The following is a 15477-nucleotide window of genomic DNA, read 5'->3' as shown; positions in this document are numbered from 1 at the left end:
CGGGGCTTGCTGTCACGTTCGCCCCCCCCGCGGTCCCGGCGCGGGTGGGGGACCCCGCCGGTCCGATCCGGTTTCGGGGTTCCCACGGTCGGTGCTGCGATACTGCCCGCATGGTGAACCGCCTGGCCGATGCCCTGTCCCCGTACCTGTTGCAGCACGCCGACAACCCCGTCGACTGGTGGCCCTGGTCGGCCGAAGCCTTCGCGGAGGCGCGGCGGCGCGGGGTGCCCGTCCTGCTGAGCGTCGGATACTCGGCGTGCCACTGGTGCCACGTCATGGCGCACGAGTCCTTCGAGGACGAAGCCACCGCCGCGCTCGTCAACGAGAACTTCGTCGCCGTGAAGGTCGACCGCGAGGAGCGGCCCGACGTCGACGCCGTCTACATGGAGGCCGTGCAGGCCGCCACCGGGCACGGCGGGTGGCCCATGACGGTGTTCCTGACGCCGGACGCCGAGCCGTTCTACTTCGGGACGTACTTCCCGCCCGAGCCGCGGCACGGCTCGCCCTCCTTCACGCAGGTGCTCCAGGGGGTGCGCGACGCCTGGAGCGAGCGGCGCGGGGAGGTCGCCGAGGTCGCCGGGAAGATCAGCGCCGATCTCGCGGCGCGGGAACTGACGTACGGGGACACGCAGGCGCCCGGCGCGGAGGAGCTGGGGCAGGCGCTGCTCGGCCTGGTGCGCGAGTACGACGCCACGTACGGCGGGTTCGGCGGGGCGCCCAAGTTCCCGCCGTCCATGGTCATCGAGTTCCTGCTGCGCCATCACGCGCGCACCGGCGCCGAGGGCGCGCTGCAGATGGCCGTCGACACCTGTGACCGGATGGCGCGCGGCGGGATCTACGACCAGCTCGGCGGCGGCTTCGCCCGCTACTCCGTGGACCGCGAGTTCACGGTGCCGCACTTCGAGAAGATGCTCTACGACAACGCGCTGCTGTGCCGCGCCTACGCACATCTGTGGCGTTCCACCGGCTCGGAGTCCGCCCGGCGGATCGCCCTGGAGACCGCCGACTTCATGGTCCGTGAACTGCGCACGAACGAGGGCGGGTTCGCCTCGGCGCTGGACGCCGACAGCGAGGACGCGGCGACCGGCGAGCACGTCGAGGGCGCCTACTACGTGTGGACGCCGCGGCAGTTGACCGAGGTGCTGGGGGAGGAGGACGGCCAGGTCGCCGCCCGGTACTTCGGGGTCACCGAGGAGGGCACCTTCGAGGAGGGCGCCTCCGTCCTCCAACTCCCGCAGACCGATGAGGTGTTCGACGCCGGGAAGATCGAGGACATCCGGCGGCGGCTGACCGCGGCCCGCGCCGGACGCCCCGCGCCCGGCCGGGACGACAAGGTCGTCGCCGCCTGGAACGGTCTGGCGATCGCCGCGCTCGCCGAGACCGGCGCCTACTTCGGGCGGCAGGACCTCGTGGACGCCGCCGTGTGCGCGGGCGACCTCCTGGTGCGCCTGCACATGGACCCGCAGGCCCGTCTCTCCCGCACCAGCAAGGACGGTCACATCGGCCGGAACGCCGGGGTTCTGGAGGACTACGCCGATGTCGCCGAGGGCTTCCTTGCGCTGGCCTCGGTGACCGGGGAGGGTGTCTGGCTGGAGTTCGCCGGGTTCCTGCTCGACCACGTGCTGGACCGGTTCGTGGACGCGGAGAGCGGGGCGCTCCACGACACCGCCGTCGACGCGGAGCAGCTGATCCGCCGCCCGCAGGACCCGACCGACAACGCCGCACCGTCCGGCTGGACCGCCGCCGCGGGCGCCCTGCTGTCGTACGCCGCCCAGACCGGTTCCGAGCCGCACCGCACCGCCGCGGAGCGGGCGTTGGGGGTCGTCAAGGCGCTCGGCCCGCGCGTGCCCCGCTTCATCGGGAACGGTCTGGCGGTCGCCGAGGCGCTGCTCGACGGGCCCCGCGAGATCGCCGTGGTCGGGGAGGTCGGCGGCCGGCTGCACCACACCGCGCTCACCGGCACGGCCCCCGGCGCCGTCGTCGCGGCCGGACCCGAGGGAAGCGGTGAACTGCCCCTGCTGGCCGACCGGCCGCGGATCGAGGACCGGGACACCGCCTATGTGTGCCGGCACTTCGTGTGCGACGCCCCGGTGACCGATCCCGACCGGCTGGGACAGATCGTGGGCGAAGCGGCGTCCTGACCCGCCCGGTGCGGCGCCGGGTGTCACTGGACCGGTGCACAGGCCGTTTCCCACAGGGCGGTCGCTGAGATACGTAGGGCATGATCCGCTACCTCGCGACCGCCGCGCTCGCCGCCGCGCCGCTCCTCGTCAGCACCTCACCGGCGCTCGCCTCCGACACGGTCCACCGGGGCGTCACCGGCTGCTTCTCCTGGTCCTGGAAGGACGGCGGCGCCCTGACCACGACCGTGTACTACCGCAACCGCTGCGACACCGCGCACACCCTGCGCATCCGCTGGTCGTCGGCCGCGTCCGGCAACGAGGACATCAAGGTCGGGGCCGGCGCCAAGGGTTCGACCTGGAGCTTCGTCTCCCTGAAGCCACTGGGCTTCGACGATCTGGGGCGGGCCTAGCCGGTGACCTAGAGCCCCTGCTGGACGGTGTCCAGGGCGCGCAGCACCAGGGCGCGCAGGTCGTCCTCGTGGTCGTGCTCGGCCCAGTACATCGTGGCCTGCATGAGGGCGCCGACCAGGGCCATCGCGTAGACGCGGACCTCCAGGCCGTCGGGGTCGCGGCCGGTGCGCTCGGCGATCACCCGGCACAGCAACTGGCCGGTGACCGACATCGACTCCATCATCCGGGAGCGCACCGCGGGCGTCTCGACCTGGAGGCGGGTGCGCAGCCGGACGACCTCGGGGGACTCGCCCGCGAACGCCAGCTGCAGGGCGCGCTCGACGACGTGCCGTACGGAGTCGATGACCGACTCGTCGGCCGGCCGGGCCCGCAGCTCCCGCTCCAGGACCGGGTCGAACTCGTCGGTGAGGACGATGTCCTCCTTGGTCGGGAAGTAGCGGAAGACGGTGGACGGCGAGACCTCGGCGGCCTCGGCGATCTGCTCGACCGTCGTCGCGTCGTACCCCTGCTCCGCGATCAGGCGGTACGTCGCCTCGCGGATCGCCGTCCTGGTCTTGATCTTCTTGCGTTCGCGGAGCCCGACCTTGGGCTCCGCGGACGTGTGTGCTGAGGCGGCCATGGCGCTCATTGTCCGGCATCGGCGCTGATCGGGGCCACCTCCTTACCGGGTGAGGTGTCCTCTGCGGGGCGGACCCGGGCGGGCATCAGTGTCGCCGAGAGCAGCGCCGCGGCCAGCGCGACGATGCCGATGACGACCAGGGCGAGGTCCATGCCGTGGACGTACGAGGAGTCCGCCGACGCCGCGAGCGCCCGGTCGCCGAGCCGGCCGGCCACCCCATGGGCGCCGGTCACCGAGTCGCGGGCGATGTCCGCGGCCGGCCCCGGCAGCCCGGCCGTGGAGAGCCGGTCCGTGTAGGCGCCGGCGACGAGCGCGCCGAGCAGGGCCACCCCGAGCGCGCTGCCGGTCTGCCGCACCGTGCTCAGCAGGCCCGTGCCGCGCCCGGCCCGGTCCTTGTCGAGCGCGGCCATGGCGCCGCCCATCGCCGGGATCATGGCGAAGGCGACGCCGATGCCGGCGATCGACAGCCACAGGGCGGTGAACCCGTAGCCCGAGGCGACGGTGGTGCGGGCGCCGAGGAACGCGGCGAAGGCGAGCACCGCGAGCGCCGCGCAGACCACCGACCGGGCCCCGAACCGGATGACCAGCGGCTGCGCGAGCCGTGCCGCGAGCAGCATGCCGCCCATCAGCGGGAGGATCCGCACGCCGGTGCCGAGCGCGTCCGTGCCGAGGACGGCCTGGAGGTACTGCGGCAGCAGGAACAGCACGCCGGACAGGACGAACATGCCGAGCGTGGCGGCCAGGGTGTTGCTGAGGAAGCCGCGGTGGGCCAGGAGCGAGAGGTCGAGCATCGGCCGCGTGCCGCGCCGCTCGCGCAGCACCAGCGCGGCCAGCAGCACGACGGCCGCCGCGAATCCGCCGACGACGAGGGCGTCGCTCCAGCCGCGGCCCGGGCCCTCGATGATCGCGTAGATCAGGCTGCCGAGGCCGAGCGCGGTGAGCACGGTGGAGACCGTGTCGACCTTCGGCGCGGCCGGGTCCCGGCTCTCGGGCAGCAGGAACAGGCAGGCGGTGATGCCGAGGGCGACCATCGGCACGTTGAGCACGAACACCGAGCCCCACCAGAAGTGGTTCAGCAGCCAGCCGCCGACGATCGGGCCGAGCGGCATGCCGAGCGCGGAGGCCGCCGAGATGATGCCGATGGCCTTCGTCTGCTCGTCGCGCGGGAAGAGCGAGGGCAGCACGGACATCGCCAGGGGCATCACGAACGCCCCGCCGACGCCCATCAGGGCGCGGGCCGCGATGACCCAGGCGACGTCGCTCGCGAGCGCGCCGACGACGGAGGCGGCGAGGAAGACGCCGAGCCCGCCGATGAGCATCCGGCGCCGCCCGAACCGGTCGCCGAGCAGTCCGGCCGGGAGCATCAGGGCGGCGAACACCACGATGTACGCGTCCGCCATCCACTGCTGCTGCCCCGTGCTCGCGCCGAGGTCCCCGGCGATCGTCGGCAGCGCCACATTGAGGATCGTCATGTCGAAACCGAGCACGAGCATGCTCGCGACCAGGGCCCCGAGGGCCCACCAGCGCCGTGGATCCAGGCGCGACTCCGGGGAATCAGTGACAGTAGCCATGAATTGAGAGTAGCTTTCAGTTCGTAGAAGATGTCAATGGGGAGTGACTTCCGGTCGAGTGCAACAGGGCACAAAAAAGGGCCGCGGCTGGGGAGCCGCGGCCGGGAGTGCTGGGGGGGTGGGCGTCAGCCGTGCTGGTACGCCACCAGGGAGATGCCGACGTAGTGCACGACGAACGCCGCGAGGGTGAAGGAGTGGAAGACCTCGTGGAAGCCGAACCAGCGCGGGGAGGGGTTCGGGCGCTTCATGCCGTAGATCACGCCGCCCGCGCTGTAGAGCAGCCCGCCCACGACCACCAGGACCAGCACCGCGATCCCGCCCGTGCGCAGGAAGTCGGGCAGGAAGAAGACCGCGGCCCAGCCCATCGCGATGTAGCAGGGCGTGTAGAGCCAGCGCGGGGCGCCGACCCAGAACACCCGGAAGGCGATGCCCGCCAGGGCCGCCGCCCAGATGCCCCACATCAGGGCGTCGCCCTTGGCGTCCGGCAGCAGCAGCATCGTCAGCGGCGTGTAGGTGCCCGCGATGATCAGGAAGATGTTGGCGTGGTCCAGCCGGCGCAGGACGCCGTCGGCGCGCGGCCCCCAGTTCCCCCGGTGGTAGAGCGCGCTCACCCCGAACAGCAGGCAGGCCGTCAGGACGTAGATGCCGCAGGCCACGCGCCCGCGCGTGGAGTCCGCCAGCGCGGTCAGGACCAGGCCGGAGATCAGTACCGCCGGGAACATGCCCGCGTGCAGCCAGCCCCGGAGTCTCGGCTTCAGGGCGGGCGGTTCGGTGAGTCCGACGGGGGGACCGGGCTGCTCTGCGGCGACGCTCATGCCCGGCATCGTACCTACGCGACCGTAAGTAACAGATAGGGCCAGCCCCCGTATCCGGGCTGGGGGGAACCCGAATTCATCGATCGTTAAGCCTCCGGAGGCCCTCCGGTGCGAGTGGCAATGCTCACGTCGCTCACCTGTGAGCCCCCCTGGACAGATGGGCGAAACGGTCGGATGATCAAATGAGTGCGGTCGGCACCGGATGAGCGCTCACTGGGAAACAGTGGAACGGGAGGCGCAGCGTCCGGGTCGCAGCCCCCACGGGGCAACCAACTCAACACCCTCTTTTAGGAGCGATCGTGGCGCGCGACATCGCGGCTCCCCACTCCCGGCTCGACACAGCCCCTGTTTCCCAGAACCCCACCACTCTCCCGACCAACCACAAGGAACTGATCTCGTGGGTCAACGAGATCGCTGAACTGACGCAACCGGACCGCGTGGTCTGGTGCGACGGCTCCGAGGCCGAGTACGAGCGGCTCGCGGAGGAGCTCGTCGCCAAGGGGACGTTCAGGAAGCTGGACCCGACGCTGCGCCCGAACTCCTACTACGCCGCCTCCGACCCGACCGATGTCGCGCGGGTCGAGGACCGGACGTTCATCTGCTCCGCGAAGGAGGAGGACGCCGGCCCCACCAACCACTGGAAGGCCCCCGCCGAGATGCGGGAGATCTTCCGGGGCAACGAGGGCAACGGCGGGATCTTCCGCGGCTCCATGAAGGGCCGGACGATGTACGTCGTCCCGTTCTGCATGGGCCCGCTCGGCTCGCCGCTGTCCGCCATCGGCGTCGAGATCACCGATTCGGCCTACGTGGCCGTCTCCATGCGCACGATGACCCGGATGGGCCGGCCGGTCCTGGACGAGCTCGGCGAGGACGGCTTCTTCGTCAAGGCCGTCCACACGCTGGGCGCCCCGCTGGCCGAGGGCGAGGCCGACGTGGCCTGGCCGTGCAACTCCACCAAGTACATCTCGCACTTCCCCGAGGACCGCGAGATCTGGTCCTACGGCTCCGGCTACGGCGGCAACGCCCTGCTGGGCAAGAAGTGCTACGCCCTGCGCATCGCCTCGGTGATGGCGCGGGACGAGGGCTGGCTGGCCGAGCACATGCTCATCCTCAAGCTGACCCCGCCGCAGGGGGAGTCGAAGTACGTCGCCGCCGCGTTCCCGTCGGCGTGCGGCAAGACCAACCTCGCGATGCTGGAGCCCACGATCTCCGGCTGGACCGTCGAGACGATCGGTGACGACATCGCCTGGATGCGGTTCGGCGAGGACGGCCGGCTCTACGCGATCAACCCCGAGGCCGGTTTCTTCGGCGTCGCGCCCGGCACCGGCGAGCACACCAACGCCAACGCGATGAAGACCCTCTGGGGCAACTCGGTCTTCACCAACGTCGCCCTCACCGACGACAACGACGTCTGGTGGGAGGGGATGACCGAGGAGACCCCGGCGCACCTCACCGACTGGAAGGGCAACTCCTGGACGCCCGGGTCGGGCGTCCCGGCCGCGCACCCCAACGCCCGCTTCACCACCCCCGCCGCGCAGTGCCCGATCATCGCGCCGGAGTGGGAGGACCCGAAGGGCGTGCCGATCTCGGCGATCCTCTTCGGCGGGCGCCGCGCCTCGGCCGTGCCGCTGGTCACCGAGTCCTTCGACTGGAACCACGGCGTCTTCCTCGGCGCGAACGTGGCCTCCGAGAAGACCGCCGCCGCCGAGGGCAAGGTCGGCGAGCTGCGCCGCGACCCGTTCGCGATGCTGCCGTTCTGCGGCTACAACATGGGCGACTACATGGCCCACTGGGTGAAGGTGGCCCAGGGCAAGGACGCTGCCAGGCTCCCGAAGATCTACTACGTCAACTGGTTCCGCAAGGACGCGAACGGCCGCTTCGTGTGGCCCGGGTTCGGCGAGAACTCCCGCGTCCTGAAGTGGATCGTGGACCGGCTCGACGGCCGCGCCGAGGGCGTCGGGACCCCGATCGGCATCCTCCCGGCCAAGGGCTCCCTGGACACGGACGGGCTGGACCTGTCCGACGCCGACCTGGACTTCCTGCTCACCGTCGACAAGGAGGTCTGGCGCGAGGAGGCCGCCCTGGTCCCCGAGCACCTCAACACCTTCGGCGACCACACGCCGAAGGAACTGTGGGACGAGTACCACGCGCTGGTGAAGCGCCTGGGCTGATCCGCCCCGCCCGAAGACCGGCGAGGTTCCGTACAACGGCGTGCGGGATCACGGGCCCGTCGCTCTCCCGTGCCGCCCCCGCAAGCCCCTGGGGACGGCGGGAGGCGGCGGGCCCTCGCCTGTGCGGCGCGGCCTGCTCGGAGAACGTCTACGCGGAGACCAGGTGCCCCGCGCCCGCGTGGTACTCCATGCGCTGCGCGGCCAGGATCGCGGCGGCGGTGTCCGCGCGGGACGCGGCGACGACCAGCGCGCGCCCGGCGAGGGCGTGCGCCCGCTGGTGCAGGGCGGCGACGTGCGGCTCGTGGATGGCGGCGGCCACGGCCGAGCGGACCGGCGGGCGTCCGCCGCGCAGCCGCGCGACCTGGGTGGCCAGCTCCTCGGCCGCCCGGTCGAGCTCCGGGTCCCCGGCGGCCTGGCGGATCTCGTCCGTCACCGCGAGCAGGGCGGAGAGGTGCCCGGCGAGCTGGATGTCCAGCTCCTCCTCGCGGGAGCGGTGCGGGAAGGTGTCGTGGCCGGCCGCCATCGTGTGGACCGACTTGGTGCGGATCGGCTCGTACATGGAGGCCTCCGGGCAGCAAGGGGTGCGTGGCTTGGTCTCCATCGTACCTTAGAAACTGTCTAAGTTAGAACTTGTCCAAAGTAGGCCCGGGTCCGCGTGTCACGGCTGGCTGTAGCCGTCCAGGAAGTTCCCGATCCGGGTCACGGCCTCCGTCAGCTGCTGCGCCGAGGGCAGGGTGACGACGCGGAAGTGGTCGGGCTCGGGCCAGTTGAAGCCCGTGCCGTGGACCACCATGATCTTCTCGGCGCGCAGCAGGTCGAGCACCATCTGGCGGTCGTCCTTGACCTTGAAGACCTTCGGGTCGAGGCGCGGGAAGAGGTACAGGGCGCCCTTGGGCTTCACGCACGTCACGCCGGGGATCTGCGTCAGCAGCTCGTACGCGACGTCCCGCTGCTCCTTCAGCCGGCCGCCCGGCAGCACCAGGTCGTTGATCGTCTGGCGGCCGCTGAGCGCGGCGACGACCCCGTGCTGACCCGGCATGTTCGCGCACAGGCGCATGTTCGCGAGGATCGTCAGGCCCTCGATGTAGGACTCGGCGTGCGCGCGCGGACCGGAGACGGCCATCCAGCCGACGCGGTAACCGGCGACGCGGTACGCCTTCGACATGCCGTTGAAGGTGAGCGTCATGACGTCCGGGGCGATGGCGGCCGTCGGGGTGTGCGTCGCGTCGTCGTAGAGGATCTTGTCGTAGATCTCGTCGGAGCAGACGAGCAGGTTGTGGCGGCGCGCGATGTCGGTGAGGCCGCGCAGCATCTCGTCGCTGTAGACCGCGCCGGTGGGGTTGTTCGGATTGATGATGACGATCGCCTTGGTGCGGTCGGTCACCTTGCGCTCGATGTCGGCGAGGTCCGGCATCCAGTCGGCCTGCTCGTCGCAGCGGTAGTGGACGGCCGTGCCGCCGGAGAGCGAGACGGCCGCCGTCCACAGCGGGTAGTCGGGGGCGGGGACCAGGACCTCGTCGCCGTCGTCGAGGAGGGCCTGCATCGCCATCACGATCAGCTCGGAGACGCCGTTGCCGATGAAGACGTGCTCGACGTCGGTCTCCACGCCGAGGGTCTGGTAGTGCATCATCACCGCGCGGCGGGCGGTGAGCAGGCCCTTGGCGTCGCCGTAGCCGTGGGCGTCACCGAGGTTGCGGAGCATGTCCTCCAGGATCTCCGGCGGGCATTCGAAGCCGAACGCCGCCGGGTTCCCTGTGTTCAGTTTCAGGATCCGGTGCCCTGCCGCTTCCAGCCGCATCGCCTCCTCGAGCACCGGGCCCCGGATCTCGTAGCAGACGTTGGCGAGCTTGGTCGACTGGATGAGCTGCATGCTGAGACTTTACGGCGGTGTTTCGCCCGGGCGCGCGCGGTTTGCGCCACAGGCGGGAGGAGCCGGCAGGAGCACTTCGGATGCGGTGGCACGCGGTGCCGGGTGTCTTCGGATTACGGGGTGGAGGGTCCGGCGGAGCTTGGAACGAGCTGGTCGCGCGCGTGGGTGAGATGGGCCACTGGCAGGCGCTCCGGGACCTCGGCGGGTGGCCCGCCGAGGATGGCCCGCTCGGCCGGGGTCGCCTGCTCGATCCACTCCGGGGCCAGGGCTGCGTACGTGGTGACGTCGTGCCAGGCGCCCTGGGTGCGGAAGAGCCCGCGCAGGGTGGCCTCGGGGTGCAGGCCCGCCGCGAGCATGATGTCCCGCATCCGGGTGTGGTCGGCGCGGTGGCCCGCCCAGATCCGGTGCAGTCCGAGCCGGCCGAAGCCGTGGGCCATGAGCAGCCGGCCCGCCTCGTGGCCGTGGCCGCGCACCGGGGCGCCGGGCAGCAGGACCAGGCTGGTCAGCATGGCGTTGCGGCCGTACTCCTCGACCAGCAGGCCCATCATGCCGACCATCGTGTCGTCGCCGGGGGCGCACACCGCCATGGTGTGCTTGCGGCGCGGGTACGAGAAGGGCTGGGTCAGGCACTGGACGAAGGCGTCCTGGGCCTGCCGGGCGTCCATCCGGTCGATGCCGAGATAGCGGGTCAGGACCCGGTGGGTGTGGATCCGTTCGAACGGGGCGAGGTCGGTGGGGCGCAGTTCGCGCAGCCAGAGTCGGTGGCCGTGGAGTTCGGGCAGCTGGTTCACGCGGCCGCTCCCGCCGTCACGCGGCCGATGAGCCGCTCCAGGTCCACGTAGTAACGGCCCGACGCGACCGGTTCGCCGAGCAGGATCCGGCGGGCGGTGTCGGTGACCAGGGCGCCGCCGAGCGCCACCCCGCTGGCCAGCTGGGGCCAGCTGGACAGGGTGGTGCCGATCCGGCGCAGGGCGTCGGTCATGGCCGGGCTCAGGTTCGCCTCGTCGCAGACGTCGAGGAGGTGGGCGAGCGCGTCGGCCGGGGCGAGGCCGCGCACCTGCGCCGCCGTCAGCCCGCCGCCGCGGCCGTGGAAGAGCGGGCGGTCCGGCTCCAGGTCGAAGCGTTCGACGTCGAGCAGCCCGCGGTCGTTGGCGTCCATCAGGACGGGGACGCGGCGGGCCCGGGCGTGCTCGCGCACGGCCGTCTTCACCCAGGGGGTGTCGCACTCCTCGACGACCAGGTCCAGGGCCTGCTCACCGGCGCCGACGAACGCGCCGACGCTGTCCTCGGTCAGCCCCTCGGGCCACAGCTCGATGTCGAGATAGGGGTCGGTCTCGTACATCTGGCGCGCGCACAGGACGGTCTTGGCGAGGCCGAGGTCGTGCACGCCAGCCCGCAGCCGGTTGAGATTGCTCAGGCCGATGTCGTCGAAGTCGGCCAGCCGGAACGATCCGCCAACACCCTCCATGGCGCAGGTCAGCGCGGCGCTGTTGCCCACGGACAGGCCGACCACCCCGATCCTGCGGCCCAGCAGGTGCTCCTGCTGGGCGCTGGTGATCTTGTCCCGGTTGCGGTCGGTGCGGACCCGGTGGAACTCCCGCTCGGGCAGCACCCGGACGAGCCGGCCCGACCACGGGTACCAGACCCAGGTGCCGTACCGGCCCGGGTCGGTGCCGTCGAGCAGTTCGGCGACGGCCGCGTCGAGCGCGGGCCCGGCCTGGGCCTCGCCCGGGCGCAGGCAGCGTGCGAGTTCGGTGAGCTGGTCCGCGAGACGGTCGTGCGTCTCGCGGACGTCGCCGGAGGCGCGCAGGGCGTCGAGCCGGGCCCGGTCGTGGGGGTCGACGGGGCGCAGCAGGACGGGGCGCCAGGGGGCCGGGGCGGCCGGGGTGTCCGGTGCTCCTCGCAAGCTTGTGCGGAGAGTCACGGAGGGGGCGGAATTGATCACAGTCGGTGAAATTATCAGCGCGAAGGGGTGTGATGGGGGCGCGCAAGGGTTTTGCGCTACGGGAAAACATGAACGATTCGTACTCTGAGACACCTGTCGTTCGAGCTGATGTTCGAATATCGCGGTACGGTGGGGTCATGCGTCAGGTGAGTCAGGTGCTTCAGGGGTCGCTCTTCGATCAGGCCGAGGAGGTCGCGCTCGGCCCGCTCACCGGTGTGCGGCGGACCGTGCTCGGGGCCGGCGCCTGGATCGACGTCCTGCCCGGCTGGCTGCGCGGCGCCGACGCGCTGTACGAGCGGCTGGCCGGTGAGGTGCCCTGGCAGGCCGAGCGGCGGCAGATGTACGAGCGGATGGTCGACGTGCCGCGGCTGCTGAAGTTCTACGGCGCCGGGCGGGAGCTTCCGCATCCCGTGCTCGGCGCGGCCCGTGACGCGCTGTCCGCCCACTACGCGGAGGAGCTGGGCGAGCCGTTCACCACCGCCGGGCTCTGCTTCTACCGCGACGGGCGGGACAGCGTCGCCTGGCACGGGGACCGGATCGGGCGCGGGGCCCGGGAGGACACCATGGTCGCCATCGTGTCCGTGGGGGCGCCGCGCGATCTTGTGCTGCGGCCCGTGGGCGGGGGCGCCCCCTCCGTGCGGCGGGCGCTCGGGCACGGGGATCTCATCGTGATGGGCGGGTCCTGTCAGCGGACCTGGGAGCATGCGATCCCGAAGTCGACCCGGGCGGCCGGGCCCCGGATCAGTGTGCAGTTCCGGCCGAGCGGGGTGCGGTAGCGCTGTTCTTCGTCCGCGGGCCGGTGGGACTTCTCGCGCAGTTCCCCGCGCCCCTGAAGCGAGCTGCGCTCGCCCTTCAGGGGCGCGTCGGGCGTCAGCCGATGGACGAACCCGGAGTGCGGCGCACCGAGCGGCCGGCCAGGACGTCGGTGCGGCGGCCGTTCTCGATGACCGGCTTGCCGTCGATCAGGACGTGCGGGATGCCCACCGGCAGGGTGCGGGGGGACTCGAACGTCGAGCCCGCGGCCACCGTCTCCGGGTCGAAAAGGACCAGGTCGGCGCGGTACCCCTCACGGATCAGGCCACGGTCGGGAAGCCGCAGGCGGGCGGCGGGCCGGGACGTGAGGTGCGCGACCGTCTCCTCCAGGGAGAGCACGCCCAGGTCCCGGGCGTAGTGGCCGAGGTAGTGCGGGAACGTGCCGTACGCGCGCGGGTGCGGCTTCGTCCCCTGGAGGATCCCGTCGCTGCCGCCCGTGTGCACCGGGTGCCGCATGATCGCGCGGACGTTCTCCTCGTGCCCGACGTGCTGGAGGATCGTCGAGCCCAGGCTGTCCTCCAGCAGGAGGCGGCGCGCGGTGGTCCAGGGGGACTCGGCGTGCTCGGCGGCGGACTCGGCGACCGTCTTGCCGACGTAGGAGGCGAGCGCGGGGTTCGTCGTCCCCGAGATCTCGATGCGGTCCCACTCGATCGGCACGCCGTGGCACCCGTCGGAGCCGATCTCCTCGACGTGCGCGCGGATCCGCTCGCTGGTCGCGTCGTCGTGGAGCCGCGAGAGGGTGGCGTCCGGGCCGCCCTCGTTGGCCCAGCTCGGCAGCATCGCCACGAGCGTGGTGGCGCCCGGGGTGTACGGGTAGGTGTCCAGGCTGATGTCGGCGCCGGCGGCGATCGCCTCGTCGAGCAGCGCGAGGAGGTCCACTCCCTTGCCCTTGTTCACACCGAAGTTCATGGTGGCGTGGGCGAGGTGGAGGGCGCAGCCCGCGGTGCCGGTCAGCTCGACCATCTCGCGGTACGCGTCGAGCGCGCCGGCTCCGTAACTGCGGTGGTGGGGGCAGTAGTAGCCGTCGTACGCGGCCACCGTGCGGCACAGTTCGGTGAGTTCGGCGTCCTTGGCGTACATGCCGGGGGTGTAGGTGAGGCCCGACGACATGCCGACGGCGCCCTGCTCCAGGCCCTCGGCGACGAGCCGCTTCATGTGGTCCAGCTCGGCGTCGGTCGCGTCGCGGTCGTCCCAGCCGACCGCGTACATCCGGACCGTGCCCTGGGGGACGAGGTAGGCGGCGTTCACGGCGATGCCGCGGTCCAGGCGGTCCAGGTACTCGCCGACCGTGCGCCAGTCGAAGTCGACGGAGGTGTCGTCGGGGCCGCCGCCGTTCCAGCCGGTGATGGTGCGGCGGACCTGGTCGAGGGTGCGGTCGTCCACCGGGGCGTAGGACAGGCCGTCCTGGCCGAGGACTTCCAGGGTGACGCCCTGGGCGGCCTTCGCGCTGTGGTCCGGGTCGCGGAGCAGGGCGAGGTCGCTGTGGGCGTGCATGTCGATGAAGCCGGGGCTCAGGGCGAGGTCCTGGCCGTCCAGGGTTCGGGTCGCCGTGGGGCGGGGGCCGGTGCCGGGGCGGTGGATCTCCGCGATGCGGCCGTTGTCGATCGCCACGTCGGCGCGGTAGGAGGCTCCGCCGGTGCCGTCGATCACTCGGGTGTTCTTGATGACCAGGTCCACTGGGGGAGCCTCTCGTCTGCCGGGTTGTTGGAGTGGTGGCGTCTGCGGGCCGGTGGGGCTTCTCGCGCAGTTCCCCGCGCCCCTGGAACGAGCTCCGCTCGTCCAGGGGCGCGTACGGCCTAGAAGAACGTGCGGATGTAGTCCACGACCGTGCCGTCGGCCTCGACGAGGGGGATCAGCTGCCACTTGTCGAATGCGGTGCAGGGGTGCGACAGGCCCATGCCGAGCCAGTCGCCCACCTCCAGTTCGGTCCCGTTGTCCAGGCGGAGCCACCCGTGCTGGTCGGACAGGCCCGTCACCGTGACCCCGGAGGCGTCGCGGACAGCGCCGGTGCGGGCGGCGCGGACCGCCTGGGCCTCGGGGAGGTCGAGGTCGTGGGCGGCGTCGCGCTTGCCGGCGTTGATGAAGGCCTGGTCGGGCGCCGGACGCGAGACCACCTGCGCCCACAGCCGGAACGCCGGGTGCAGCGCGCCCTCCTCGGGGACCCGGTTGAACGGGGTGAGGTGGCGGTAGTGGCCGTCGTCGTGCGAGACGTACGCGCCGGAGCGCAGCAACTTCAGGACCGGCAGGGTCAGTTCGGGGATCTCCGCGAACACGTCGGCCACCGCGTCGAACCAGGCGGAGCCGCCCGCGCTGACCACGATCTCCTCGACGCCCGCGAACCGTCCGGCCCGGTCGAAGTCCACCGCCAGCGCGACCAGCTGCCGCAGCCACGCCCGGACCCGGTCGCCGTCGGCCTGCGGCACCTCGCCCTCGTACCCGGCGACGCCCACGAGCCGCAGCCGGTCGGCACCGGCCACCGCGTCGGCGACGGCCGCACACTCGGCCTCCGTGCGGACCCCGGTACGCGCGCCCACTCCGGCGCCGAGCTCCACGACCACGTCGACCGGCCGGGTCGCGCCCGCCTCCGACAGGGCGGCCTGCATCAGCTCCACACCGCGTACGGAATCCACGTAGCAGACGAACCGGAAGGACGGGTCGGCGTCGAGCTCGCCGGCCAGCCAGCGCAGCGCGGCCGCGTCGACCAGCTCGTTCGCCAGGAAGATCCGCTCGATGCCGAACCGCCGTGCCACGCGCACCTGGTGGGGCACGGCGAGGGTGATGCCCCACGCGCCGTGCTCGATCTGCCGCCGGAAGAGCTGCGGCGCCATCGACGTCTTGCCGTGCGGGGCGAACGTCAGGTTGTGGCGCGTGGCGTACGTCTCCATCAGCGCGAGGTTGTGCTCCAGGCGCTCGGCGGAGAGCGTGAGGACAGGGGTGGTGAAGCCGTCCGTGAAGAGGTTGAGGCGGCGGGCCGCGAGGTCGGCGACCGTGGCGCCCTCGGCCTCGGGCGGCAGGCCCTTGAAGCGGAAGTCCACCCGTTCCTGCGCGAGCGCGTCCAGCGGGTCCGGCTCGTCCAAGCGGTCGGCGGTCATGGAGCCCTCCTCCAGGCGGACTGTTGCATTATTTGCAACGGTCATTG

Annotated in this window: 13 protein-coding genes; 4 read left to right on the top strand and 9 right to left on the bottom strand. The window is 71.9% G+C overall.

What is annotated here, in order from left to right:
- Positions 1 to 110 precede the first annotated feature (110 nt).
- Both ABT127_RS14155 and ABT127_RS14150 read left to right on the top strand, forming a co-directional pair.
- Positions 111 to 2141, top strand: a complete 2031-nt coding sequence (locus ABT127_RS14155) for a thioredoxin domain-containing protein (RefSeq protein WP_351448637.1) — start codon at positions 111 to 113, stop codon at positions 2139 to 2141.
- An 80-nt stretch (positions 2142 to 2221) separates the two neighbouring features.
- Positions 2222 to 2533 carry a hypothetical protein gene (locus tag ABT127_RS14150; protein WP_351448634.1) on the top strand — a complete coding sequence of 104 codons (312 nt, stop codon included), beginning with the start codon at positions 2222 to 2224 and terminating at the stop codon, positions 2531 to 2533.
- An 8-nt stretch (positions 2534 to 2541) separates the two neighbouring features.
- Here ABT127_RS14150 and ABT127_RS14145 read toward each other — a convergent pair whose 3' ends face one another.
- The 3 genes from ABT127_RS14145 to trhA all read right to left on the bottom strand — a co-directional run bounded on the left by ABT127_RS14145 (position 2542) and on the right by trhA (position 5539).
- A complete protein-coding gene (locus ABT127_RS14145; RefSeq protein WP_351448631.1) occupies positions 2542 to 3153 on the bottom strand; it encodes a TetR/AcrR family transcriptional regulator in 612 nt (203 codons plus the stop codon).
- Positions 3154 to 3158: 5 nt separating this feature from the next.
- Complete coding sequence (locus ABT127_RS14140) at positions 3159 to 4724, bottom strand: MFS transporter (RefSeq protein ID WP_351448628.1); 1566 nt, start codon at positions 4722 to 4724, stop codon at positions 3159 to 3161.
- A 125-nt stretch (positions 4725 to 4849) separates the two neighbouring features.
- Positions 4850 to 5539: a PAQR family membrane homeostasis protein TrhA gene (gene trhA, locus ABT127_RS14135; RefSeq protein WP_351448625.1), complete on the bottom strand. Its 690-nt coding sequence runs from the start codon at positions 5537 to 5539 to the stop codon at positions 4850 to 4852.
- Between the two features lie 299 nt (positions 5540 to 5838).
- Between trhA and ABT127_RS14130 the strand changes: the two genes are divergently transcribed.
- On the top strand, positions 5839 to 7710 hold the full coding sequence (locus ABT127_RS14130; RefSeq protein WP_502971700.1) for a phosphoenolpyruvate carboxykinase (GTP): 1872 nt from the start codon (positions 5839 to 5841) through the stop codon (positions 7708 to 7710).
- Positions 7711 to 7858: 148 nt separating this feature from the next.
- Here ABT127_RS14130 and ABT127_RS14125 read toward each other — a convergent pair whose 3' ends face one another.
- The 4 genes from ABT127_RS14125 to ABT127_RS14110 all read right to left on the bottom strand — a co-directional run bounded on the left by ABT127_RS14125 (position 7859) and on the right by ABT127_RS14110 (position 11486).
- Complete coding sequence (locus tag ABT127_RS14125) at positions 7859 to 8269, bottom strand: SCO4983 family protein (RefSeq protein WP_351448622.1); 411 nt, start codon at positions 8267 to 8269, stop codon at positions 7859 to 7861.
- 99 nt (positions 8270 to 8368) lie between these two features.
- The gene (locus ABT127_RS14120) at positions 8369 to 9580 is read right to left on the bottom strand and encodes a pyridoxal phosphate-dependent aminotransferase (RefSeq protein ID WP_351448620.1); all 1212 of its coding nucleotides are present in this window, start codon (positions 9578 to 9580) and stop codon (positions 8369 to 8371) included.
- A 113-nt stretch (positions 9581 to 9693) separates the two neighbouring features.
- Complete coding sequence (locus tag ABT127_RS14115; protein WP_351448617.1) at positions 9694 to 10371, bottom strand: GNAT family N-acetyltransferase; 678 nt, start codon at positions 10369 to 10371, stop codon at positions 9694 to 9696.
- Positions 10368 to 11486 carry a ThiF family adenylyltransferase gene (locus ABT127_RS14110; protein ID WP_351448614.1) on the bottom strand — a complete coding sequence of 373 codons (1119 nt, stop codon included), beginning with the start codon at positions 11484 to 11486 and terminating at the stop codon, positions 10368 to 10370. Before ABT127_RS14110 ends, ABT127_RS14115 begins: the two co-directional genes overlap by 4 nt.
- A 176-nt stretch (positions 11487 to 11662) precedes the next feature.
- Between ABT127_RS14110 and ABT127_RS14105 the strand changes: the two genes are divergently transcribed.
- The gene (locus ABT127_RS14105; protein WP_351448612.1) at positions 11663 to 12301 is read left to right on the top strand and encodes an alpha-ketoglutarate-dependent dioxygenase AlkB; all 639 of its coding nucleotides are present in this window, start codon (positions 11663 to 11665) and stop codon (positions 12299 to 12301) included.
- 94 nt (positions 12302 to 12395) lie between these two features.
- Here the strand turns inward: ABT127_RS14105 and ABT127_RS14100 are convergent, their stop codons facing one another.
- Together ABT127_RS14100 and ABT127_RS14095 are read right to left on the bottom strand one after the other, a co-directional pair.
- Positions 12396 to 14015 carry an N-acyl-D-amino-acid deacylase family protein gene (locus ABT127_RS14100; RefSeq protein ID WP_351448609.1) on the bottom strand — a complete coding sequence of 540 codons (1620 nt, stop codon included), beginning with the start codon at positions 14013 to 14015 and terminating at the stop codon, positions 12396 to 12398.
- Positions 14016 to 14134: 119 nt separating this feature from the next.
- Complete coding sequence (locus tag ABT127_RS14095) at positions 14135 to 15430, bottom strand: amino acid deaminase (RefSeq protein WP_351448606.1); 1296 nt, start codon at positions 15428 to 15430, stop codon at positions 14135 to 14137.
- Positions 15431 to 15477 lie beyond the last annotated feature (47 nt).

Source organism: Streptomyces sp. NPDC001904 (assembly GCF_040297005.1).
In the GTDB taxonomy this organism is placed as follows: Bacteria; Actinomycetota; Actinomycetes; order Streptomycetales; family Streptomycetaceae; genus Streptomyces.
Note: the sequence above shows the minus strand (reverse complement) of the source record. Positions and strands in the feature narration are given on the sequence as shown.